This window comes from Streptomyces noursei (assembly GCF_016917755.1).
GTDB classification, from domain to species: Bacteria; Actinomycetota; Actinomycetes; order Streptomycetales; family Streptomycetaceae; genus Streptomyces; species Streptomyces yunnanensis.
In genome coordinates this window covers 7,482,243-7,504,637 of the sequence record NZ_CP070326.1, presented here as the reverse complement: position 1 = coordinate 7,504,637, position 22,395 = coordinate 7,482,243, and the positions used below count along the sequence as shown (strand labels likewise).

Annotated in this window: 11 protein-coding genes and 6 pseudogenes; 5 read left to right on the top strand and 12 right to left on the bottom strand. The window is 71.8% G+C overall.

Annotation, left to right across the window (positions count from 1 at the left end):
• Nucleotides 1–131 precede the first annotated feature (131 nt).
• Nucleotides 132–626 (top strand): hypothetical protein, encoded by a 495-nt coding sequence (locus JNO44_RS32700; protein ID WP_205367445.1) that lies wholly within the window; start codon nt 132–134, stop codon nt 624–626.
• A 918-nt stretch (nt 627–1,544) separates the two neighbouring features.
• Here the strand turns inward: JNO44_RS32700 and JNO44_RS32695 are convergent.
• Nucleotides 1,545–3,584 (bottom strand): AfsR/SARP family transcriptional regulator, encoded by a 2,040-nt coding sequence (locus JNO44_RS32695; protein ID WP_205367442.1) that lies wholly within the window; start codon nt 3,582–3,584, stop codon nt 1,545–1,547.
• A 203-nt stretch (nt 3,585–3,787) separates the two neighbouring features.
• Here JNO44_RS32695 and JNO44_RS32690 point away from each other — a divergent pair, with 203 nt between their 5' ends.
• A complete protein-coding gene (locus JNO44_RS32690; RefSeq protein ID WP_205367440.1) occupies nt 3,788–5,836 on the top strand; it encodes a GAF domain-containing sensor histidine kinase in 2,049 nt (682 codons plus the stop codon).
• On the top strand, nt 5,829–6,524 hold the full coding sequence (locus JNO44_RS32685; RefSeq protein ID WP_235091809.1) for a response regulator: 696 nt from the start codon (nt 5,829–5,831) through the stop codon (nt 6,522–6,524). Before JNO44_RS32690 ends, JNO44_RS32685 begins: the two co-directional genes overlap by 8 nt.
• On the opposite strand, the gene JNO44_RS32680 is transcribed toward JNO44_RS32685, so the two are convergent.
• The 3 genes from JNO44_RS32680 to lanL all read right to left on the bottom strand — a co-directional run bounded on the left by JNO44_RS32680 (nt 6,487) and on the right by lanL (nt 11,796).
• Entirely contained in the window at nt 6,487–8,817 is a 2,331-nt protein-coding gene (locus JNO44_RS32680) for a M14 family zinc carboxypeptidase (RefSeq protein WP_205367438.1), read from the bottom strand. The genes JNO44_RS32685 and JNO44_RS32680 overlap by 38 nt on opposite strands.
• A 101-nt stretch (nt 8,818–8,918) precedes the next feature.
• Entirely contained in the window at nt 8,919–9,020 is a 102-nt protein-coding gene (locus JNO44_RS32675; protein ID WP_205367436.1) for an ALQxL family class IV lanthipeptide, read from the bottom strand.
• A gap of 19 nt (nt 9,021–9,039) precedes the next feature.
• On the bottom strand, nt 9,040–11,796 hold the full coding sequence (gene lanL / locus JNO44_RS32670; protein WP_205367433.1) for a class IV lanthionine synthetase LanL: 2,757 nt from the start codon (nt 11,794–11,796) through the stop codon (nt 9,040–9,042).
• Between the two features lie 159 nt (nt 11,797–11,955).
• Here lanL and JNO44_RS32665 point away from each other — a divergent pair.
• A pseudogene (locus JNO44_RS32665) lies at nt 11,956–13,115 on the top strand (MFS transporter); the annotation flags it as partial.
• A 113-nt stretch (nt 13,116–13,228) separates the two neighbouring features.
• Here the strand turns inward: JNO44_RS32665 and JNO44_RS32660 are convergent.
• From JNO44_RS32660 to JNO44_RS45240, 8 genes and pseudogenes are all read right to left on the bottom strand, one after another.
• A pseudogene (locus JNO44_RS32660) lies at nt 13,229–14,469 on the bottom strand (XdhC family protein).
• Between the two features lie 67 nt (nt 14,470–14,536).
• Nucleotides 14,537–16,003, bottom strand: a pseudogene (locus tag JNO44_RS32655) (NCS2 family permease).
• 127 nt (nt 16,004–16,130) lie between these two features.
• Nucleotides 16,131–16,757: pseudogene (locus JNO44_RS44600) on the bottom strand (molybdopterin cofactor-binding domain-containing protein); the annotation flags it as partial.
• Nucleotides 16,718–17,200 (bottom strand): molybdopterin cofactor-binding domain-containing protein, encoded by a 483-nt coding sequence (locus tag JNO44_RS44595; protein WP_275695815.1) that lies wholly within the window; start codon nt 17,198–17,200, stop codon nt 16,718–16,720. The pseudogene JNO44_RS44600 and the gene JNO44_RS44595, both read right to left, overlap by 40 nt.
• A 271-nt stretch (nt 17,201–17,471) precedes the next feature.
• Nucleotides 17,472–18,497: pseudogene (locus JNO44_RS44590) on the bottom strand (xanthine dehydrogenase family protein molybdopterin-binding subunit); the annotation flags it as partial.
• A 155-nt stretch (nt 18,498–18,652) separates the two neighbouring features.
• Nucleotides 18,653–19,207: pseudogene (locus tag JNO44_RS32645) on the bottom strand ((2Fe-2S)-binding protein).
• Nucleotides 19,208–19,253: 46 nt separating this feature from the next.
• Nucleotides 19,254–19,703, bottom strand: a complete 450-nt coding sequence (locus JNO44_RS45245) for an FAD binding domain-containing protein (RefSeq protein ID WP_420882709.1) — start codon at nt 19,701–19,703, stop codon at nt 19,254–19,256.
• Entirely contained in the window at nt 19,700–20,215 is a 516-nt protein-coding gene (locus JNO44_RS45240) for an FAD binding domain-containing protein (protein ID WP_420882708.1), read from the bottom strand. The genes JNO44_RS45245 and JNO44_RS45240 overlap by 4 nt, the downstream gene beginning before the upstream one ends.
• Nucleotides 20,216–20,409: 194 nt before the next feature.
• Between JNO44_RS45240 and JNO44_RS32635 the strand changes: the two genes are divergently transcribed.
• Nucleotides 20,410–22,131, top strand: coding sequence for a PucR family transcriptional regulator (locus JNO44_RS32635; RefSeq protein WP_205367431.1), 1,722 nt, complete (start codon nt 20,410–20,412; stop codon nt 22,129–22,131).
• Nucleotides 22,132–22,395: the final 264 nt, after the last annotated feature.

Genomic DNA, 22,395 nt, shown 5'->3' with positions numbered 1-22,395 from the left:
ACGGCCTCTGGGCTCTCCTTGCCAGCACCGGAGGCCGGAGTGTTTGACGCCTACGGTTCTTCACCGTACGCGGGCTGGACGACCTGTCGCTGTCCCTCGCGGCCAGAGCCTGGTACGCCAAGGATCAGGGATTGGCCCTGAGCGCGTCCTGGCGCGGCGAGGACGTCACGCTCGCCGACGTCGTCCGCCTCTTCGGCCTCCAGGACACAGCGGCCGAGGACCTCCAGGTAATGGTTCAGTTCCAGACGGACAGCCCCCTTGGCAATCAGGCGCCCGTGTCGAGCCACCTCCACACTGTGGTCGTAAACCACCAGGTGAGAGGCATGGAGGTGGCTCGGACCCGCTTGCCGATCAGCCGGATGGGGGCGGTGCAGCGGTTCGTTGCGGACCGGGGTTCGGACGCGGTTGAGGTGCGGCGTGAACAGCCGCCCGGTCTCGTCGAGCTCCTCGGGGAGTGGCATCAACAGCAGTTGTTCGAGGTCGAGTTCGCTCTCCTGGTCAACAAGGACACCGACCTGCGGAACTGGCTGGCGGTGCGGGAAGACACCCCGTTGGGGGTGTTCGGTATGTTCTACCTGGCTGTCGATGACTTCGACGCCTACGCGGAAAGGTCCGCCCGCTGGTGAAGGTCGCCAAGGACGCCTTCGAGTCCCACGGACAAAGCTCTTCCACTTCACCGACCCCCAGGGTTCGTCATCGGTGTCACCCAGCGCCAGACCTGGTAAACAGCCACCCCAGCCGCGCGGGCGGAGCCGCACCCCAGCGGCCGCGCCCTGGCTGGAGCAGCACCCCGGCATACGCCTGGCACGCTTCGCCGACGTAGCCGAGGACGCCGAGTTGCGGATCAACGCCACTGCCGGCCACACCACACTCCAGGCCGTGCAAGCCGCGGGTGAGGGCAACCTTGCCGGCAAGACGCTGATCGACGCCGTCGTCCCCGACAGCTTCACCCTCCCCGTCGGGCGACGCCGGCACCTCACCGCGGATGCCCCGCCGGCTTGGGCCACGGTTGCTCGCTTCGCTGTCGTCCTGCCGGCCGGACTCTGCTGCTCCGCCGTCGTCGGGCGTCGTCGGGCCCCGTGCGCCGGCCCGCCCGTGGATCCCTGTGGGTCCGCTGCCGTCCGTCTAACGGCCACGGACCCGGTCGCGCCCCAGGGCCCCGCCGGCGTCCGGCGGCCTGTCGTCGCCGCGACGCTCGGCGCCGCCGTGTCGCCGAGTCCGCCGCCTGCCGTCGGCTGTGGCCGCGTCGCCTGGCCGCCGTGCGGCCGCGGACCGTTGTCGTCCGGGCTTGGCGAGCCCGGCTTCAGGTCCTGGACGAGCACGCCGAACACCGGCTGCTGGCCGAGGAGATGACCGGTGCGTGGCGGGCCGCCCCGGTTCCTTTGACTGCGCTGGCCGTTGCGCCGCCCCGAACCGGCTGTCGCCGACCCACCGCCGGGTTCCGGTTCCGGGGCGTTGCCCGGCCAGAGAGTGCTGCCCTTTCATCTGGTGTCCCTGCCTGACTCTGAGATTGATCTTGCCGTGGTGGTATGGACCCATCCTGATCAGTCCTTGACTGTCCGGAGGGGATAGGGCGCTGGGGTGACGTCGATTTCGTTCATGTACCCGGCGTACAGCCGGTAGCGGCGCCGCGCTTCGCCGTGGCGGCCGGCCGCTGCCAGCAGGCAGACCAGGGCGAGGTGGGTGTCCTCGTCGTACGGATCGCGTTCCAGCAGTCGAAGCCTGTAGTGGATCTCCGCGTAGGTGTCACGGTTCTCGGCAGCCGCCGCAGCGAGCCTGGCGAGCAGTTCCGCATGGGTCGCCTGGGCCTCCTCCCGCAGAGCCGTGGCCCACTGTGCATAAGGGTCGTCCGCCAAGACGTCGCCGCGGTACAGGCCCTCGGCGGCGGTCAGCGCCGCGAAGGCGTGCTCGGCCGACCGCTCGGCCACTCCCAGCGCATGGCGTGCGGTGGCCAGGAACTCCTGCACGTCCACGTGCAGCCGGGCCAGGCCCACCACCTGCTTGTCCGCGACGATGAAGTGGTCCTGTGCCATGCGGCGCTGTGGATCCAGTACCAGGCGGAGGATGGACAGTGCCACCGACAGCCGGTTTCCGCACAGGGCCGGATCCTGTTCGGGCCACAAGGCCTCCATCAGCAGTTCACGCGGTGTGGGCAGTCCTCGTCTGGCCACCAGGAGCTTGAGCAGGTCCCGTGCCTTCTTCGACTGCCACTCCTCGGCCCGGACCGAGCAGCCGTCCCGGAGGACCTGGAAGCCGCCCAGCACCCGCACGCTCGCCGATGGGCGTAGGCTCGCCGCCGCCCGGTTGAGCAGCCCCGCAGCCTCCCCGGCCCCGGCGCCCACCCCGAACTGGCCCAGCCAGGCGGTGGCCTCACGCACCCGCGTCGCGCCGGCACCCTCAAGTCGTGCCCGTGCGACGGCGACCCTGGCCACGGCCATCGGTCGTTGCGCAGCGGACCACATCGCCTCGGCGTCCCGCAACAACCCTTGCCGCGTACCAGAGTCGGCGGCACACATGGCCTCCAGCTCCAGCAGTTCGGCGAAGACGGCTCGGCACCCCTGCGCGCCCGGCTCGTTGGCCGCCTGCCAGGCCGCCTCGGCGGCCGCCTCGCGGCGCCCGCCCGCCAGGGCGATCCAGCCGCCTGCCAGCAGGGCGCGGATTCGCGGCGGACCGGCGCACCCCTGCCCGGCCCGGGACGCCAGAACTGCCGCCGAATGGGGTTCGCTGACCCCCCGGGACACCGCGAGGCCGGTCAGAGCCGAGGACAGAGTCTGACGGTCGCCGGATTGCTCGGTGAGGACCGCTGCCTCCTGGTACGCCGCCCGGGCCGGCCCCAGCTCACCACGCTCCCGGTGGACATCGCCGACACCGAGCAGCGCCTGTGCTCCCAGCGCCAGGCCCACGCCGTCCCCCAGCCGGTGATACCGCGTGAGCGCACTGGTGAACTCGGCTGCGGCCCGGTCGAGTTCACCGAGTGCCAGCAGCGCGGCGGCCCGGCGGCACCGCCCCGACAGCACCACAGGGACCGCGAGGGCTGCGTCCCCGCCAGCCACACCCAGTGCGCCGTCCAGTTCGGCAAGCACCTCTCGGGGCTCTCCCCGCTCGATCCGCTGCTGCGCCGTGCCCACCACCGCCAGCAGCCACAACAGGGGATCGCCCACCGCACGGGCGGTGTCCTGCGCGCATTGCCGGTGGTGCTCGGCGGCCGCACAACGGCCATCCGCGGCCGCCACGGCCGAGGCCGTGGTGCGGGCCACCACGCAGGCGTACGGATCGTCGCAGCGGTCCAGCGCGGCCACGGTGCGCCGGGCGAGGGCCCGGGCCTGCCGCAGCGCCCCCCGGGCGCAGTGGGCGGCTGCTGCCCAGGCCGTCGCCGTGATCTCCGCGGGCGTGTGCAACTCGCCGGAGGCCAGGTGCCAGTGGGCGGCGACTGCCCGTTCCGGTTCGCCCAGCAGTTGGTAGACCGCGACCAGCCGGCCGTCCGTGCCGGACCGGTCGCGCAACAGGTGTGCGACCGCCGTACATCGTGCTTCCTCGCCATCGGGTAACTGGTGACTCGGTGCTGCCGTCTGTGTGATGGTCATCCCCGCCCCTCCGTGCCGTCCGTCGCGCGGCGCTTCCACACTCACTGCGATCCGGGACCACCGGATCGCCCCGCGACGAGTGTGCTCGGCGGCGCGCGGGCGGCGAATCCGGGCGCCTTCTGTTCCTGTATGGAGGTTCTCCGCCATCCCGGGGGGAGGCATGCGTGCTGTACAGGGAAAAACGGTCAAGCGACACTTGCCCCATGGCGGTTGAGAACGCACGGGGCATGCGTGTCCTGGCGGTCTGCGGTGGACTGGGGCTGCTCTACGCTGTTGCGCTCGGGGTCTGGCTCACGCCCTCGCGGATGCTCCCCTGGGCTCTGGGCGCAGTAGTGCCGTGTTATCTGGCAGGGCTGTCATTGTGCTGGAAGGCCCCGGGACATCCGGTCGCGCGGCGGGTGCTGGCGGCCGGGGCGTGGGCGGCCCTGGGGCTGGTGGTGCGGTTCACCGTAGCGCTCCTGGGCCCTCTTGCCGACTGGGTTCCGGGACCGACCACCAGTTGGCCGCTGCTGTTGCTGGTCCGGACGATCGACGTGGTGGCGGCCGTCATGATCGGCCGGCTACTCGCCCTGCTGCCGGACGGCGGCGAGCGCTACGCCCACGAACGCGTCGCGCTGCGGTCGTTGTGGCTGCTGGTCGCGGCTCCGCTCGTGCTGATGGCGGTGCCGATGCCCCTGTGGTTGCGGCTGCGCTTGCTGGTCCAGCCAGAGGCATGGATGCCCGCGGTGGGGGCGGGCCTGCTGCTGGTGCGGTCGATGCTGGACGCACGACGCCCGGGCGCCCAGAGCGCGCGCTGGTGGCGAACGGTCGCGGCAGTGGCCTTCGCCCTGTTCGCCGCACGAGGCTCCATGAGGTTGTTCCGGATGTGGCAGGGAGACAGCGGGCCGGCATATTTCATTGGCTGCGCCCTGGGCGCGTTGCCCTACGTTCTGATCTCGTTGGGTCTGGTGTACGTGGGGTTCCGGCACCGGCTGCCGGGGCTGGACTTCACCGCCCGGCGCTCCACCGTCTACGGACTGCTCTGGATCATCATCGGCGGGTGGTACCTGGGCATGGTCACCGCCCTCGGGCTCACCGCGAGCCAGTACCTGCCCATCAGCACGGCGGTCCTGGTGACCGTCAGCGCGACCATGCTGTGTCAGCCCCTCCGCCGACAGGCCAACCGGCTGGCCGCGCGACGGGTGTTCGGGGCGCGGCCCTCCAACTTCGAACTGCTGGTGCAGTTCGGTACGACCCTTGAGCACGCCTACGATCTGACGCTGCTGGCGCCGCAGCTCGCCGTCAGTCTGCAAGAGTGGCTGGATCTGCGTTGGGTGCATGTCGAGTTGGGCACCCTCGGGCCGGAGCGGCTCCCCTTTGCCACAGGGACGGCGGGCGTGGTGCCCGACGGGGCGGACTCGTCACGGACCAGGGTAGGGCTCTGCTACGGCGACGACGCCCTCGGCTTCATCGAGTACGGGCCCAAGGACGAGGGACGGTTCACCCCCGAGGACCGTGACCTCGTCGAGACCCTCGCCCGACAGGCGGCGCTCGCGGTGCACAACGCACGGCTCAACGCCGAACTGTCCATCCGCATCGAGGAAGTGCAGCGGCAGGCCAGCGAGCTCAACGCCTCCCGCACGCGCATCGTGCAGGCCCAGGACACCGAGAGGCGCAGGATCGAGCGCCAGCTCCACGACGGAATCCAGCAGGAACTCGTCGCGCTCGTGGCGAAGCTACGGCTCGCCCGCAACCAGCTCTGCCGCAACGGCGACACGGTGTACACCACCCTCACCGAGCTCCAGGACGACGCCTACCGGGTCATCGACGGGCTGCGCGAGCTCGCCCACGGCATCCATCCACCCGTGCTGACCGACCAGGGCCTCGCGGCGGCGGTGATGTCCCGGGCCCGCAGGCTGCCGATCCCGGTGACCGTCGAGATCGAGCCGTCCGTGCGTCCGGCGCGCTTCACGCCCGGCATCGAGGAGGCGGCGTTCTTCTTGGTGTCGGAGGCACTCACCAACGTCCTCAAACACGCCCGGGCGGGCCGCGTGATGGTACGGATCGGGCGTGCCGGCGGCTCGCTGCTGCTCGACGTCAGCGACGACGGGATCGGGCTGCACTCGACGACCGGGCCCGGCTCGGGACTGACCGGGATGCGGGACCGGATCGAGGCCGTCGGGGGCGAACTGTCCATCATCAGCCGGCCCGGTGACGGGACCACTTTGCGCGCGCGCATCACCGAGACACGACGGGAGCCCACCGATGCCTGAACCGATGTCCGACAGGATGCGCGTCCTCATCGCCGAGGACCACTACCTGGTGCGCGAGGGTACCCGCCGTCTGTTGGAAGACACCGGCGAAGTGGTCGTGGTCGCGGCCGTCGGCACGGCGGACGAACTGCTGGACGCGGTGCACCGGTTCCGCCCCGACGCCGTGATCGCCGACATCCGGATGCCGCCCGACCACCACACCGAGGGCATCACCGCCGCACACGCCATCCGCGCCGCGCACCCCGGCATCGGTGTGGTCGTACTGTCGCAGCACGCCAACGAGCAGTACGCCTTCGCGCTGTTCCAGCACGGCACCGACGGGCTGGCCTACCTCCTCAAGGAACGCATCGGCGAGCTTGAGGAACTGCTGCGGGCCCTGCGGGAGGTCGCCGTCGGGCGCTCCGTGATCGACCCGCGCATCGTGGAGGTCTTGGTGGGCAGCCTCACCCGCACCACGGACGCGCCGCTGTCCCATCTGACACGCCGAGAGCTCGATGTGCTGCGGCACATGGCCCAGGGCAAGAACAACCGGTCCATCGCGGAGTCCCTGTCCCTGTCGGAGTCGACCATCGAGAAGCACGTCAACTCCACCTTCGCCAAGCTGGGCCTCGCCGAGGAGACCCAGCTGCACCGCCGCGTCACAGCGGTGCTCACCTACTTGCGGTACGGCCCCGAACCGGCACCCTGACCGCCCGTCCGCCGGCCGCCGCCCCGCACACCTCTCCCACCTCGACTCGCTGTCCCCGGCCGACGGTGACCTCGGTGCTTCCCAACCGGTGACCACCCGGGTCCTCACAGGTCAGGGTGTACGCCTCGGTGGGGCCATGGACGGTTGGCAGCGGCGACCGGAAGTCGACACGGCCCGTCCAGGCGTCCGGGGCCGCGGGGTCGGCCTGCTGGAAGTCGACCACCACGGCGGTGTACCGGCCGGGCGGCGGGTCGAACATGACGACCTGCTGGGAGTCGGTGTCGCCCACCACCGACTCGCCCATCGTCCTCCCCGCCGGGTCCAGGACGTAAAGGTCCCATTCGGTCTTCCGCGACCGCCAGTTGACCGACACGGTCATTCTGCCGTTGTCGGCCCGAGGCGGTCCCTCGACGGTGAACGAGACCCGGTCCGCTGCCGGATTCGTGGGGTAGTCGGTGTTCACCGGTGGCAGGGCGGGCGGGTGGCTAAGGAGGACCGCCGGCTGGACCGGCGCCTGCGGCTCCCTTCCGTACCGCCCGGCCACGTAGGGCCGGGTGGAGGGGTTGACCGACCAGGTGAACCCACCGCCCCCGGCGAGCAGCGTCGAATCGAGCGTCTCGGCCACCTCAAGCGGCGGCCCCTGTGAACCGTCCGGCCGCCGGACCGGTGAGGTGGGGGTCCGGAACGTCTTGTGCAGCCGCAGCCGGTAACCGCGCGGCGCCGCACCCGTCACCGTGGCGTGCGCCGCAGGGTCGGCGGTGTCGGCGAGCATCTCCAGCAGCGCCGCCCGGTTGCCGCCCTTGCCCGCCCCGGCCGCCGGCGCCGTACCGGTGTACTCGGCCACCACCCCCTCCGCGTAGGGAGGATGAGCCGTCCGCGGGCCGATCTCCAGGGTCAGACCAAGCCCTCCGGTGGCCCAGTACGACCAGTCCTCCGTCATCCCGGTAGCCTCGTACAACTCCCGAGCCGGTTCACTGCGGTAGCCGTTGTGCGAGGCGAGCCGGTCACCCAGGGCCCGGTACGCCGGCTCGTCCAGCGGCGGCTGGGTGTCGTTGGAACCCGGCGGGCGCACCACGAGGTCCCCATAGGTGTGCAGGCTCACCAGGTCGGTGACCTGACGGGTGGAGACGAGGGACCGCACATTACGGGTCTCGGGCTCCGAGAAGGGCGCCGAGCCGCGGTAGTGATCGTCGTCCCACACAGGTGAGGAGCCGGCTCCACCCCAGAAGCCCGCATAGTTGCGGTTGAGGTCCACACCGCGCATCCGGCCGGCCGGATTGGCGAGGCATGGCCCTGTGCGGTACTCCAGCGGCGAGTCCCCGGCTTCGCAGTTCTTGCGCTTGTCCTCGTAGTCGAAGCGGGAGAAGTCACCCTTGGGCGCCGCTGCGCGGGAGACGGCGAAGCCGTCGGGATTGACCACCGGCACAATGATGCTTCGGGTCCCGCGCACCAGCGCACGGATCCGGGCATCGGTGCGGTAGCCGGAGACCAGCTCGTACGCCCACTCCATGGCGATCTCCCCGCTGGGCCACTCGGAGGCGTGATGCAGACCCAGGGCCAGCATCACCGGCTTGCCGTCCGCGGTCCGGGGCGCGTCCGCAGCCACCTCCACCCCGGACACCTCCCGCCCCTCAGCGGTGGGGTAGGGCAGCGTGAACGAGGTGACAAGGGACGGATGGATGCGGGCCAGTTCCTTCAACTCGTACTGGTACTCGTACAGTTGCCGGTACGTGGTACGGCCGGAGGGAAGCGCGGAGCGTGCCGTCGTCCGGGCGGCGGCAGGGCGAGCGGGGGCGGTGGGTCCCTGCCCGGGCACGACATCGACACCCAGCGACACTGTCCGGGCCCGTCCGGCATAGCGGCAGCCCTGCACCACCAGCCGCTGCCCCAGGGTGACGGTGCCCTCGGCCAACTCCCGGCTGTGCGGCCCGGAGGAGGCGTCGACCAGGGTTCCGCTGGCCTTGTCGAACACGGCCAGATCCCAGTCTCCACTCACGCCGCCCCGTGGTGTCAGCCGCGCCCGCAGAACACCGTCCGCCGGCGAGGTGACCTCGCGCACCGAGACGCCCGGAGTCCCCGTGCGCAGCACGGCCGAGTAACAGGGCCGGGGCGTCGCCTGGTCGGCGGAGAGCACGGTCCGGTCGATGGGGGAGGGGCCCACCCTCGCCATGGCCGTCGCCGTCGCCGCCGGCGCCAAGGCCGGTGCCGGCAGACCGGCCAGGACGACGACCCCCACCGGGACGACGGCCAGGACCGTCCGCAGTGCTCCGCCACGGCCCCGCAGTGCGCGCATGATCTTCCCTTCCCCTGCGTCCGGTCGGTCGTGTCGGTTGCCTCGGTCGGTCACCGCCCTCGTCAGAGCGAAGGCGGTGACCTGGTTGCCGGCCGCAGCCGTCAGAAGGTGCTGCAGCACGAGCACTTCGTCGGCTCGGGCCAGGCGCCGCTCTCGGGCTCCTCCTGCTCAAGAACCTGGAGGGCGTTCACGTCGAACTCCATTGCCATTCACCTCCTTTCGTCATCGCAGGTCATCAACCGGTGCCGAGGTGGCCCGCGCCACCCCCGCACCGGGGTCCTCGGGTTCCGCTGCCGTCAGCGAGTGCGGCACCCACATCCGCGGGCCGCCGTGCGCGAGGCGCGCCAGGAAGGCGACCACTCCGGAAAGCCCGGTGTTGAAGTCGGCCCACACGGCCGTGCCGGTGTCGTCGGGGACGACCATGCGCCCGTCCCGTACGACATGGCGGGCATGGATGCCCGTCGCGAGCTCCGCGGCCCAGTCCCGATACGTGCCGTCACCGGTGGCCTGAGCGAGGTCGAGCAGGAACTCGCCGTCCCCGGCCAGACCGTGGCACTGGGTGGGCCCCTCGTGCCAGCGGGTACGGCGCACGGCCGCGGCCGCCTGCCGGGCCGCCGTCAGAAAATCTTCGTCGCCGGTCTCCAGCCAGGTGTGCAACAGGAACGTGCCCGCCCCCGAGGAGCCGCTGCACCAGTGGGTCTTGCGCGGGCTGCCCGGTTCCCCGGTCCGCCAGTACGCGCACCCGCCTTCCACCTCGACCACGGCGAGCAGCGTCCGGGCGGCCTCGACGGCGAGCTCGGCGTACGCGGCCGTACCGGTGGCCCGCGCAGCCGCCAGGAGGAAGGCGCCGACCCCCGCCACGCCGTGCGCGAACCCGTAGTGAGCGAGAGTGTCGGAGGTCGCCAGCGTCTCCCCGGGAATCGGCCACAGCAGCAGACCATCCCTGCGCACCGCCAACGCCGCCACCGCCTCGGCCGCCCGCCGCGCCCGGTCCAGGAACCGCGGCTCCCCCGTAGCCTCCCAGAATCGCAGCTGGGTCAGCCCGGCCCCCGCCACACCGTGGCAGATATCGGGCACCGGACCCTCCACCGGTGTCCCCGCCGCCAGCCCCGTGGCGTGCGCCAGCAGCGACGCGTCCGCCAGCAGCCCTGCCGCGTCCAGCAGCGCCCAGGCGGTACCCGACCGCCCGTAGTACAGCCCCGGCAGACAGCGCGGTTCGCGCCCCACCAGCCCGCTGATCCAGTCCGCCGCCGAGCGCACCGCCGTACGCAGGGCCGGCTGCGGTTCGAGCCGATGGGCCAGGACCAGGACCCCGAGCACTCCGGCGGCGCCGTGCTGGATGTTGAACGGATCCGACACGGTGCCGACGGGGCCGGAGGGCCACAGCCGGTCAAAGCGCCCTGGGTCCATGGTGGCGAGCAGATGGTCGAGACCGTCCGTGATGAGCTGCTTGAGTTCGCCCTCCCCGATACCCCGTGACACCGGAGCCGGACGGGACCGCGCCCGTTCACCGTCCACCGTGCGCAACCGGTGCAGCACCTCGTCCAGGGCGGGCCGCGCCGTGGGGTCATCGTCCAGCAACGCCCCAATGAGCGGAGCGAGGCGCCGCGCGGCCGGGTTGCCCGCCGACAGCCGTGCCAGCCAGGAGACCAGCCGCTCCTTGTGCGCACCGCCGCCGTCACCCGGGGCAAGCAGCGGGTCGACTCCGGTGGCCAGATAGAACAGGGTGGCGCCCAGGCTGTACAAGTCGGACTCGATCCCCGGTGCGGCATCGATGCGCCCCGCGTGCACCTGCTCGGCCGCCGCGTACCCGGGGGTGTGCACGCGCACAACGTGCTCCCCCGGACGGGCGAGCGTCTCCAGGTCGATCAGCCGCAGGGTGCCGTCGTCGGTGACCATCACGTTGTTGGGGTTGAAGTCCCGCAGGACCCAGCCCCTGTGGTGCACCGCACGCATCGCCTCGGCCAGCCGGCGAGCCGTGGTGAGGGCCTCGTCGGGGTCGGGCCCCCACTCCTCGCCGTCGTCGAGGACCAGCCGGTCGAGCACCCAACGGCGCAACGTGACACCGGTGATGGCCTCCTGAACCAGGAACAGGTCACCCTGCTGCTCGAACACCGCCACCGGGCGCGGGGTGAAGCCGCTGTCGGCGAAACCCTCCAGCATCCTCGCCTCGTGGTGCCGCATATCGCGTGCGTCACCCCCGGCCAGCGTGGCTGCCGCATGACGACGCGCCTGCTTGACGATGACCGCATGCCCGGTGCCCTGGTCCACAGCCCGGTAGACACCACCGGCGAAGGCGTGCCGGATCACCCCGCGCACGAGGAACCGCCCATGGAGCAACACCGGCGCGGGCTTCGGCGGTTCGGCGACCCGCCCGGGCGCGAACGGATCGCGCGGAGCCCACGACGGCGGAGCGAACCAAGGCCGACGGTTGTCACGGACGAGCGCCCCGTCCGGGGCGATCAGCATCGCAGCACGCGTCCCGTCGCCGTCCAGCGTGGTGACCCCGCTGAAGACGCCGTACCGATAGTGCACAAGGCTGTGCGGGAAGCACGGAAGGTCGGACAGGATGCCAGGCCCGGGGAGCCCCAGGGTTGCCCGGTGCAGCTCACCGGCCAGGTCTCGCAGCCAGTCCTCGTCCCCTTCCGGGTAGACGGTGAGGAACTTCCCACCACCGCCCCGCTCGTAGTGCCGCGAAACCAGTTCGCCCGCACGCTCAAGAGTCCCGGCGAACTTGAACCGGCAGCCGCGACGTACCAGTACCTCGGCGGCGCGCGACAGTACGACGGGGGCCGACAGCGGCGTCGCCGAAACGTGTAGCTTCCAGCCCTGCACCTGCCGTGTCTCGCGGGGCGGGGAGACGTAACACCAGAACTCCCCGGCCCGTACCCGCCATCCGCCCAGTGGACCCGCCTCACCGTCCCCGGCGCGGGAGAGCACCGCCGTGAGGACATCGAGCAGCACCGTGTCGCGGACCATGTCACCTCCCTCCCCTCAAGCCGACAGGACGGACCTGCACATCGGGGCGACGAGCGAACCGGGCGCGATCAGCATCCGTGCCGAACCGGTGGTCCATGAGCCGCACCGCCTCCGCCCAGTCAGCCATGGTGCGGACCGCCGACAGCGTGCGGACCACGAACGGGTCGGCCCACCTCTCCACAGCCCGCCGCCAGAGCACCACGGGCGCTGCTGATCTACTCCGGGACCTCCGGCGGCGGCTTCTCGGCCGGGCTGATCGCCGGCGGGCTGCTGACCGCGGTCGACTGGCGCTGGGTGTTCTTCGCGCCGATGGTGCCGGCGCTGCTGGTGCTGATCGCCGGGTTGCGCCTGGTGCCGCGGGACCCGGTGCGCGCCGGTGGCCGGCCGCCGGTGGACCTGGCCGGCGCGCTCACCGTGACCGGCGCGGTGCTGCTCGTCCTCGGCGTCGAACAGGCCGCGCACGCACCGGTGTTGCGCACCGCGGCGGTGCTCACCGCGGGGGTGGCGCTGCTGGCGGCGTTCGTGGTGATCGAGCGGCGGTCCGCCGCGCCGCTGGTCCGCCTGGGCCTGCTGCGCTCCTGGCCGCTGGTCCGGGCCAACGTGATGGGGCTGCTGTTCACCGCGGGCTTCTTCGGCTTCCAGTTCGTCGCGGTGCTCTACTTCCAGGAGCTGCGCGGCTGGTCGGCCGAGCGGACCAGTTACGCGATGCTGGCGATGGGCGCCGATGCGGTGCTGGCGCCGGTGCTCACCCCGCGGCTGGTGCGGCGGTTCGGGCACGCCCGGGTGATCGTCGCCGGCCTGCTGTGCGCCGGGCTGGGCTATGCGTTGTTCCTGCCGGTGGGCGCGGACTGGCCGTACCCGGCGATGTTCCCCAGCATGCTGCTGGTAGGGGTCGCCTTCGCCCTGGTCTACGGGCCGCTGACGATCGTGGCGACGGACGGGATCGCGAACCCGCCGAACAGGGCCTGGCCGGCGGCCTGTTGTACACCTCGTTCCAGTTCGGTGCGGCCTTCGGGCTGTCGGCGGTGACCGCGGTGACGGTCGCGGCGACCGGGGCCGGCGGCTCGCCGGGCGCCGCGCTCGCCGGCTATCACGCGGGGCTGACCGTGCCGGCCGGACTGGCGCTGCTGGCCCTGGCGCTGGGGGTGACCGCGCTGGCGCGGCGCCGTCGCTCCGGGCCGCCGGGCGCCGCGCCGGCCCCAGGCGGGATCCGGAGGCGATCCGGCACGGGCACGGCCCCCACGCCACGCCCGTGCCGTGACGGACGGCACGCCCGTCCTCCCGCGGTACCGGCGGTGTCAGGTACGCCGGTCCCGTAGGTCTGGTGCATCCCGTGTGCGGCGGTGCCGCCGCGGCTCCCGCCGCCCCGACAGGCCCGGGAATGGTAGGCGGGGCGTCAACAGGCCCCACACCGCCGCCTCTTGACGTTACGTCAGGCAACCTCGCCGATCCGCCCCACCGAGCGGGGGGCATCGTGGTGGATGGGGGTGTGCGCGCCGGTCAGCGGGGCGCCGGTGCCGCCGCGGCGGTTGGCGACGATCTCGGCGGCGATGGACAGCGCGGTCTCCTCGGGCGTGCGGGCGCCCAGGTCCAACCCTATGGGCGAGCGCAGCCGGTTGAGCTCCAGCTCGGTGAGTCCGACGTCCCGCAGCCGCTGCTGGCGGTCGAGGTGGGTGCGGCGGGAGCCCATCGCGCCGACGTAGGCGACCGGGAGCCTGAGCGCCCGCTCCAGCAGCGGGATGTCGAACTTCGCGTCATGGGTGAGGACGCAGAGCACAGCGCGGGAGTCGAGCTCCTGGGAGTCGAGGTAGCGGTGCGGCCAGTCGACGACGATCTCGTCCGCGTCCGGGAAGCGGGTCCGGGTGGCGAAGACGGGGCGGGCGTCGCAGACGGTGACGTGGTAGTTGAGGAACTTGCCGACCCTGACCAGCGCGGACGCGAAGTCGATCGCCCCGAAGACGATCATGCGCGGGGCGGGCACCGAGGACTCGACGAGCAGGAGCACCGGCTGGCCGCACCGCGAACCGCTGCGCTGCGCTCCGCCTTCGCCCCCCGCTTCCTCCTCGGACGCGGGGCCGGCCCCGATCTCCAGCGTCGTGGTCCGCCCGGCGTCCAGCAGGGCGGGGTCTCCTCGACGGCGGTGCGGTCCAGGGCCGGGTGTCCGCCGAGGGTGCCGGTGTGGCTGCCGTCGGGGCGGACGAGGAGGGCACGGCCGAGCAGGTCGTCCGGGCCCTTGATGATCCGCGCGACCGCCGCCGCCTCCCCTGAGGAGGCGGCGGTCAGCGCGGCGGCGAGCGTCGCGGCGTTGCTGTCCACCGGATTCCCCGCGGGGCCGCCATCGGCGGCGCCGGGGATGCTCGCCCGTACCGGAGCGATGAATAGATGTCGATGATTCCGCCGCAGGTCAGACCCACCGCGAAGGGCATCCTCATCGCTGTAGCCGAAGCGCTCCAGGACCGGCCGACCGGTCTGCAGTGCCTCCTGGCACAGCTCGTAGACCGCTCCCTCCACGCATCCGCCGGAGACCGAGCCGATCGCCGTGCCGTCGCTGTCGACGGCGAGCGCGGCGCCGGGCTGGCGGGGCGCACTGCCGTTGGTCGCCACGACCGTCGCCACGGCGAAGGTGCGTCCCTGCTCGACCCACCGGTTCAGCTCGTCGGCGATATCCAGCATGTCGGTCTCCTTACGGATGATGGGGTCCCCCCGCTCGAACGTAGCTGAGAGCGGGGGAGGGCGGGCGTTACTTGACGCCCAGCCACTGCTCGATCGGATGGAGCGAGAAGTAGACGAGGAAGACGCCGGTCAGCACCCACATGAAGGCACCGATCTCGCGCCATTTGCCCTGGGCCGCCTTGATGGCGGTGTAGGCGATGACGCCGGCACCGACGCCGGTGGTGATCTGGTAAGTGAACGGCATCAGAGCCACGGTGAGGAACACCGGGATCGACGTCGCCCGGTCGCTCCAGTCCACATGCCCCGCCACACTCATCATCATCGACCGATGACGACCAGCGCGGCGGCGGCCACCTGGGCGGGCACGAGCTGGGTGACCGGGGTGAAGAAGAGGCAGGCCGCGAAGAGCAGACCGGTGATGACGGACGACAGGCCGGTCCGGGCGCCCTCGCCGACGCCGCTGGCCGACTCGATGAACACGGTCTGGCCCGAACTGCCGGTCAGACCGCCGATCGCACCGCCGGCGCCGTCGACGAACAGCGCCTTGGACAGGCCCGGCATCCGGCCCTTGTCGTCGGCGAGCTTGGCCTCGGTGCCGACACCGATGATGGTGGCCATCGCGTCGAAGAACCCGGCCAGCACCAGGGTGAAGACGATCATGGTCCACGCTGAGTGCGCCGATGGAGCCCCAGCCGCCGAACTCCACGTGCCCGAAGAGCCCGAAGTCCGGCATGGAGACCGCGTTGCCGTCCAGGGTCGGGGGCGTGCCGCCCCAGTCCTTGGCCGTCAGCCCGCCGAGCTTGGTGGCGCCGATGGCCAGCGCGGAGCCGACGACGATGCCGATGAGGATGGCGCCGGGCACCTTGCGGGCCTGGAGCATGAGATCAGGAGGAGGGTGATGCAGAAGAACAGGACCGGCCAGCCGACCAGGTGGCCCGAGAGGTCGCTGCCGAGGGTGACCGGGCCGCCGGCCCCCTTGCCCACGAAGCCGGCCTTCACCAGACCGAGCAGGGCGACGAACATGCCGATGCCCATGGTGATCGCGTGCTTGAGCGCGAGCGGGATGGCGTTCATGACCATCTCCCGCAGCCCGGTGACGACCAGGAGGCAGATGACGACGCCGTACATCACCGCACATGCCCATCGCCTGCGGCCAGGTCATGTGCGGGACCACCTGGGTGGTCATGCGGCGGAGACGTTGAGGCCCGGCGGCGAGGGCCAGCGGCACCTTGCCGACGAAGCCCATCAGCAGGGTGCAGACCGCCGCACCCAGCGCCGTGGCGGTCACCAGGGCGGAGTGATCGAGGCCGTGCTTCTGGACGTCCTGGACGGAGCCCAGGATCACGGGGTTGAGCAGCAGGATGTAACACATCGCCATGAAGGTGGTGATGCCGCCGCGCGTCTCCCGCGCGAGCGTCGACCCTCTGTCGGATATGTGGAAGTACCGGTCGAGCCAGGAACGGCCGGCGGGCTGGCGCGAGCCGTCGCCCGCGTCTTCCGCCGTGGTCCTCGGCTCAGTGGACTGTTGGGTCATGGTTGCCTTACTCCCAAGGTTCATAGGGCCCTCGCCGAGGCGACGAGATTTGGGATGGATATTCGGCTGCACGACCCGGGGACGGCCCGAGACGAACGTGGTACTGCCTGCGTCGAGTTGGAGCAGGTCAGCCTGGGGATGGTGCGGGGAGACTCCGGGCGGTGCGCGAAGGAGGACGGACAGGGGCACCCCTTGCCGCGCACCGCCCGGAGGATCGGGGGCCTGGGGAGGCGGCCCCCAGGCGGTTCTCCGTTACGAACCCGTCAGGTGCTCGGGCCGTACCGGGGTCTTGTTGAGCTCCAGCCCGGTCGCGTTCCGGATCGCCGCGAGGACGGCCGGGGTGGACGACAGGGTGGGGGCCTCGCCGATGCCGCGCAGCCCGTACGGGGCGTGCTGGTCGGCGAGTTCGAGCACATCGACCGGGATGGTCGGGGTGTCGAGGATGGTGGGGATCAGATAGTCCGTGAAGGAGGGGTTGCGCACCTTCGCGGTCCTTGGGGTCGACGATGATCTCCTCCATCACCGCCACGCCCAGGCCCTGGGTGGTGCCGCCCTGGATCTGGCCGATGACGGAGAGCGGGTTGAGCGCCTTGCCGACGTCCTGGGCGCAGGCCAGCTCGATGACCTTGACCAGGCCCAGCTCGGTGTCCACCTCGACGACCGCGCGGTGCGCGGCGAAGGAGTACTGGACGTGGCCGTTGCCCTGACCGGTCGTCAGGTCGAACGCCTCGGTGGGCCGGTGGCGCCACTCCTCCTCCAGCTCGACCACCTCGTCCTCCAGCACGTCGACGATGTCCGCGAGGACCTCGCCGCCGTCGGTGACGACCTTGCCGCCTCCAGCAGGAGTTCGGCGGTCGCCCACGCCGGGTGGTACGTGCCCATCTTGCGGCGGCCGATCTCCAGGACCTTCTCGCGCACCAGCTCGCAGGCGTTCTTGACGGCGCCGCCGGTGACGTACGTCTGACGCGACGCGGACGTCGAACCGGCCGAGCCCACCTGGGTGTCGGCGGGGTGGATCGTCACCTGGTGGACGCCGAGCTCGGTGCGGGCGATCTGCGCGTGGACGGTGACACCGCCCTGGCCGACCTCCGCCATGGCCGTGTGCACGGTGGCGACGGGCTCGCCGGCGATGACCTCCATGCGCACCTTGGCGGTGGAGTAGTCGTCGAAGCCCTCGAGAAGCCGACGTTTCTTGATGCCGACCGCGTAGCCGACACCGCGGACGACGCCCTCGCCGTGCGTGGTGTTGGACAGAACCGCCGGGCAGCTGACGGACGTCGGCGCCCTCGCTGGACTCCCACTGGCGCTCGGGCGGCAGCGGCATCGCCTTGATGCGGCGCAGCAGTTCGGCGACCGGGGCCGTGGAGTCGACCGGCTGGCCGGTCGGCATGATCGTGCCCTGCTCCATGGCGTTGAGCCGGCGGAACTCCACGCGGTCCATGCCCAGTTTGTCGGCCAGCTTGTCCATCTGCGCCTCGTACGCGAAGCACGCCTGGACCGCGCCGAAGCCGCGCATGGCGCCGCAGGGCGGGTTGTTGCTGTAGAGCGCGATGGCCTCGATGTCGACGTCGTCGATGACGTACGGGCCGACGGAGAGGGAGGAGGCGTTGCCGACGACCGCCGGGGAGGCCGACGCATAGGCGCCGCCGTCCAGGACGATCTTGCACTTCATGTGCGTGAGCTTGCCGTCCTTGGTGGCGCCGTGCTCGTAGTAGAGCTTCGCCGGGTGGCGGTGGACGTGGCCGAAGAACGACTCGAACCGGTTGTAGACGATCTTGACCGGCTTGCCGGTGCGCAGCGCCAGGAGGCAGGCGTGGATCTGCATCGACAGGTCCTCGCGGCCGCCGAACGCGCCGCCGACGCCGGAGAGCGTCATCCGCACCTTGTCCTCGGGCAGGCCGAGGACCGGGGCGATCTGCTTGAGGTCGGAGTGCAGCCACTGGGTGGCGACGTAGAGGTCGACGCCGCCGTCCTCGGACGGCACGGCGAGGCCGGACTCCGGGCCGAGGAACGCCTGGTCCTGCATGCCGAAGGTGTACTCGCCCTCGACGATGACGTCGGCCCGCTCGCGGGCCTTGGCCACGTCGCCGCGGATGATCGGCTGGCGGGGCACGATGTTCGGGTGCGGGACGTGACCGCTGTGGTGGTCGTCGCGGTTCTCGTGGACGAGGACGGCGTCGGGAGCGGTCGCGGACGCCTCGTCCGTGATGACCGGCAGCTCCTTGTACTCGACCTTGATCTTCGCGGCGGCGCGGCGCGCGGTCTCCGGGTGGTCGGCGGCGACCAGGGCGACGGGCTCGCCGTGGTGGCGGACCTTGCCGTGGGCCAGGACCGGGGTGTCCTGGATCTCCAGGCCGTAGTTCTTGACCTCGGTCGGCAGGTCCTCGTAGGTGAGGACCGCGTAGACGCCGGAGGTCGCGAGCGCCTCGCTGGTGTCGATCGAGACGATCTCGGCGTGCGCGACGGTGGAGCGCAGGATCTGGCCCCACAGCATGTCCTCGTGCCACATGTCGGACGAGTACGCGAACTCGCCGGTGACCTTCAGGATGCCGTCGGGACGGAGCGTGGACTCGCCGATGCCGCCCTTGGTCTGCGACCCCTGCGTGACCTTGGACGGAATACCGGTGGTGCGTGGTGTCTGCCATGGCGTCAGACCCCCTCGGGCTCGGACTGGCGGGCCGCGGCCAGGCGCACCGCGTCCATGATCTTCTCGTAGCCGGTGCAGCGGCACAGGTTGCCCGACAGCGCCTCGCGGATGTCCGCGTCGCTCGGGTTCGGGTTGCGCTCCAGGAGCTCGTCGGAGGCGACCAGCAGACCCGGCGTGCAGAAGCCGCACTGCACGGCGCCGGCGTCGATGAACGCCTGCTGGATGGCGCGAGCGTCGCATGCGGGGAGATGCCGCCCTCGCCGGTCTGCGAGTCGGTGCCCTTGGCGGAACCAGCCCTGGGCCTCCTGCAGGGAGGTGCCGCAGGCGCCGCCCTCGTGGCCGCCGCAGGAGCGGTTCTTGGCGAAGTCGGCGAGCCCCTCGACGGTGACGACCTCGCGGCCCTCTACCTGTCCTGCGGCCACCAGGCACGAACACACCGGCACGCCGTCGAGGCGGACGGTGCACGAACCGCACTCGCCCTGCTCACAGGCGTTCTTGGAACCGGGAAGGCCCATCCGCTCGCGCAGCACGTACAGCAGGGACTCGCCCTCCCACACGTCGTCGGCTTCCTGCTTACGGCCGTTGACCGTGAATTGACGCGCATTACGCGACTCCCTCCGTGCGGGCGGACTGGCCGCGGTAGGACTCCCAGGCCCAGCCGAGCGTGCGGCGGGCCATGATGCCGACCGCGTGACGGCGGTACGAGGCGGTGCCGCGCACGTCGTCGATGGGGTTGCAGGCGGCGGAGCACAGGTCCGCGAACTGCTTGGCGACCGACGGGGTGATGATCTTGCCGTTCTCCCAGAACCCGCCCTCTTCGAGCGCGGCGGCGAGGAAGGCCTCGGCCTCCTTCGCCCGCACGGGGTGGGTGCGGCCGAACCGATGCCGGGTGCGGACCGTACGGGTCTCGGGGTGCAGCGCGATGCCGAAGGCGCACACCGCGATGACCATGGCGTTGCGGGTGCCGACCTTGGAGAACTGCTGCGGGCCGTCGGCCTTGGGCAGGTGCACCGCGCGGATCAGCTCGTCCGCCTGGAGGGCGTTCCGCTTCACGCCGAGTAGAACTCGTCGATCGGATCATCCGCACGCCGCGGGCGGCCGACTCGACCTCGACCTCGCAGCCGGAGGAGAGCAGCGGCCGGGTGCGCGTCACCGGCCGGGGAGGCGGTGCCGAGGTTGCCGCCGACGCCGCCGCGGTTTGCGGATCTGCGGGGAGGCCACGGTGTTGCGATGGCCAGGGCCAGGCCCGGCAGCTCGCCCCGCAGGTGCTCCATGATCTTGGTGTACGGGACGGAGGCGCCCAGGCGTACGGTCTTCTCCCCGACCTCCCACTCCCCCAGGTCACCGATCCGTTCAGGTCGAGCAGGTACTCCGGGCGGCGGTGGTCGAAGTTGATCTCGACCATCACGTCCGTACCGCCCGCGATGGGTACAGCGGTAGGTGCTCTGCCTTGGCGGCGAGCGCCTCCTCCCAGCTGGCGGGGCGAAGGAAGTCCATGGTTGGCCTCTTCTACGAAATCGGGGCGTTCGCTGCACCTGGTCGGGACCTTCGGACCCTGTCGCCATGGTGCTGTTCATGTCTTGTTAACGCGGTTGGGCTTAGTGAACGCGCCCGGCACCCACCCGGTGCAGTCACTGAAACCATGAAGCGGTTGGCTGGCCACGCCGCCCGTCTTGTAGATTCGAACGAAAGACGAGGGATCAAAACCTCGCGGCATTCCACCGGCAACACGAGACAGCACAGAACGGCGGGCGAGGTCATGCGGCTCCGCGCACTCCTGGACACACATTCTCTGGGCCTGAAGCTCCTCGGGGGCGAGGATGAGCTGGACCGTACCGTCCGTGGCGTGATGACCACCGACCTGCGGGATCCCAGTCGTTACCTCTCCGGCGGCGAGTTGGTCCTCACCGGCCTGGCCTGGCGCCGGGAACCGGAGGACTCCGAGCGGTTCGTCCGCATCCTGGCCGGCGCGGGCGTCGCCGGGCTGGCCGCCGGCGAGGCGGAGCTGGGCGCCATCCCCGACGACCTCGTCCAGGCGTGTGCCCGGCACCGCCTGCCGCTGTTCGCGGTCGACGAGAAGGTCTCCTTCGCCTCGATCACCGAGCACGTCGTCCGGCAGGTCTCCAGCGAACGGGCCGGCGACCTGGCCGCCGTGGTGGACCGGCACCGGCGGCTGATGACCTCCGGGCCGGCCGGCGGCGGCCCCGAGGTGGTCCTGGACCTGCTCGGCTCCGACCTGGACCTGCGGGCCTGGGTGCTCTCCCCCACCGGCCGGCAGATCGCCGGCTCCTCGCTGGCCGGCGCCGGGCCGGAGCTGCCCGCGGAGCTGGGCGCCCGTCTGGCCGGCGAGCACCTGGCCGCCGCCCGGAGCGGCCGCCGCGGCCCGCACCGGATCACGATCGAAAGGGGCGGCGCGCAGCGCCTCGGTGAGGGGGGGCGGCCGGGCGACGGGTGGGACGGGGCCACCTACTCGCTCTTCCCGATCCGCTACGAGGGCCGCGACCTGCGGCAGACGCTGCTCAGCGACTGGCTGCTGGCGGTCGAGGCGGACGCCGGCGACTGGTCCGAGGAGCGCCTGGACCTGCTGCACGGCGTCACCCAGCTGATCGCCGTCGAACGGGACCGCCGGGACGCCGCCCGCACGGTCCGCCGCCGGCTCGCGCAGGAGGTCCTGGAGCTGGTCCAGACCGGTGCCCCGCCGGCCGAGATCGCGGCCCGGTTGCGGGTGGCCGCCCCGGTCCTGCTGCCCGGCCTGGGGGCCGCCCCGCACTGGCAGATCGTGGTGGCCCGGGTCGAGTGGGAGGGCGGCGACGTCCCCGGCGGCCCGGTGGCGCAGAGCCTGTTGGAGGAGGTGCTGGTCGATCCCGGCACGTTCGGCCCCGAGCCCTCGGACCGGATCGCGGTGGCGCACACCGGCGACGAGGCGGTGGCGCTGGTGCCGCTGCCCGCCGTCCCGGAGGACTCCGCCGACGCCGCCACCACGGACGGCCTGCACGCCGACCACCTGCTGCGCGCCATCCACGAGCCGCTCGGCCGCGGCCTGGACGGCGACGGCCGGCTCACCATCGGCGTCAGCGCCTCCGTCCACTCGGCCGAGGGACTGCGCGGCGCCCTGGAGGAGGCCCGGCACGCCCGTCGGGTCGCCGCCGCCCGCCCCGGCCGGGTCTGCGCCGCCGGCCACGAGGAACTGGCCTCGCACGTCCTGCTGCTGCCGTTCGTCCCCGACGACGTGCGCCGGGCCTTCACCGCCCGGCTCCTGGACCCGCTGCGGGACTACGACCGTCGCCACCGGGCCGAGCTGATCCCCACCCTAGAGGCGTTCCTCGACTGCGACGGCTCCTGGACACGCTGCGCCACCCGCCTCCACCTGCACGTCAACACCCTGCGCTACCGGGTGGGCCGGATCGAGCAGCTGACGGGCCGTGACCTCTCGCGCCTGGAGGACAAGCTGGACTTCTTCCTGGCCCTGCGGATGAGCTGACGGCATTTCAGGCGGGCGACGCCGGGCGGGTCGGTGCGGAGCGCGCACCGACCCGCCCGACGCGCACCGCGCGACCGTCACCCCGCCCCGTCCCGGGGTTCCCCCGATCGGGCGGCATCGCGTCGACGCCGTTGCCGCACCGGGCGAACGCTCCGCCCCGCGGCGCCGCCAAACCGCCGCGTATCGGCCACCACGACCGCCTGGCGCGATTGTGAAATCTTTCACCCGCCCCCTTGGCCCGACGACGGGATTCGTGCTGAGATG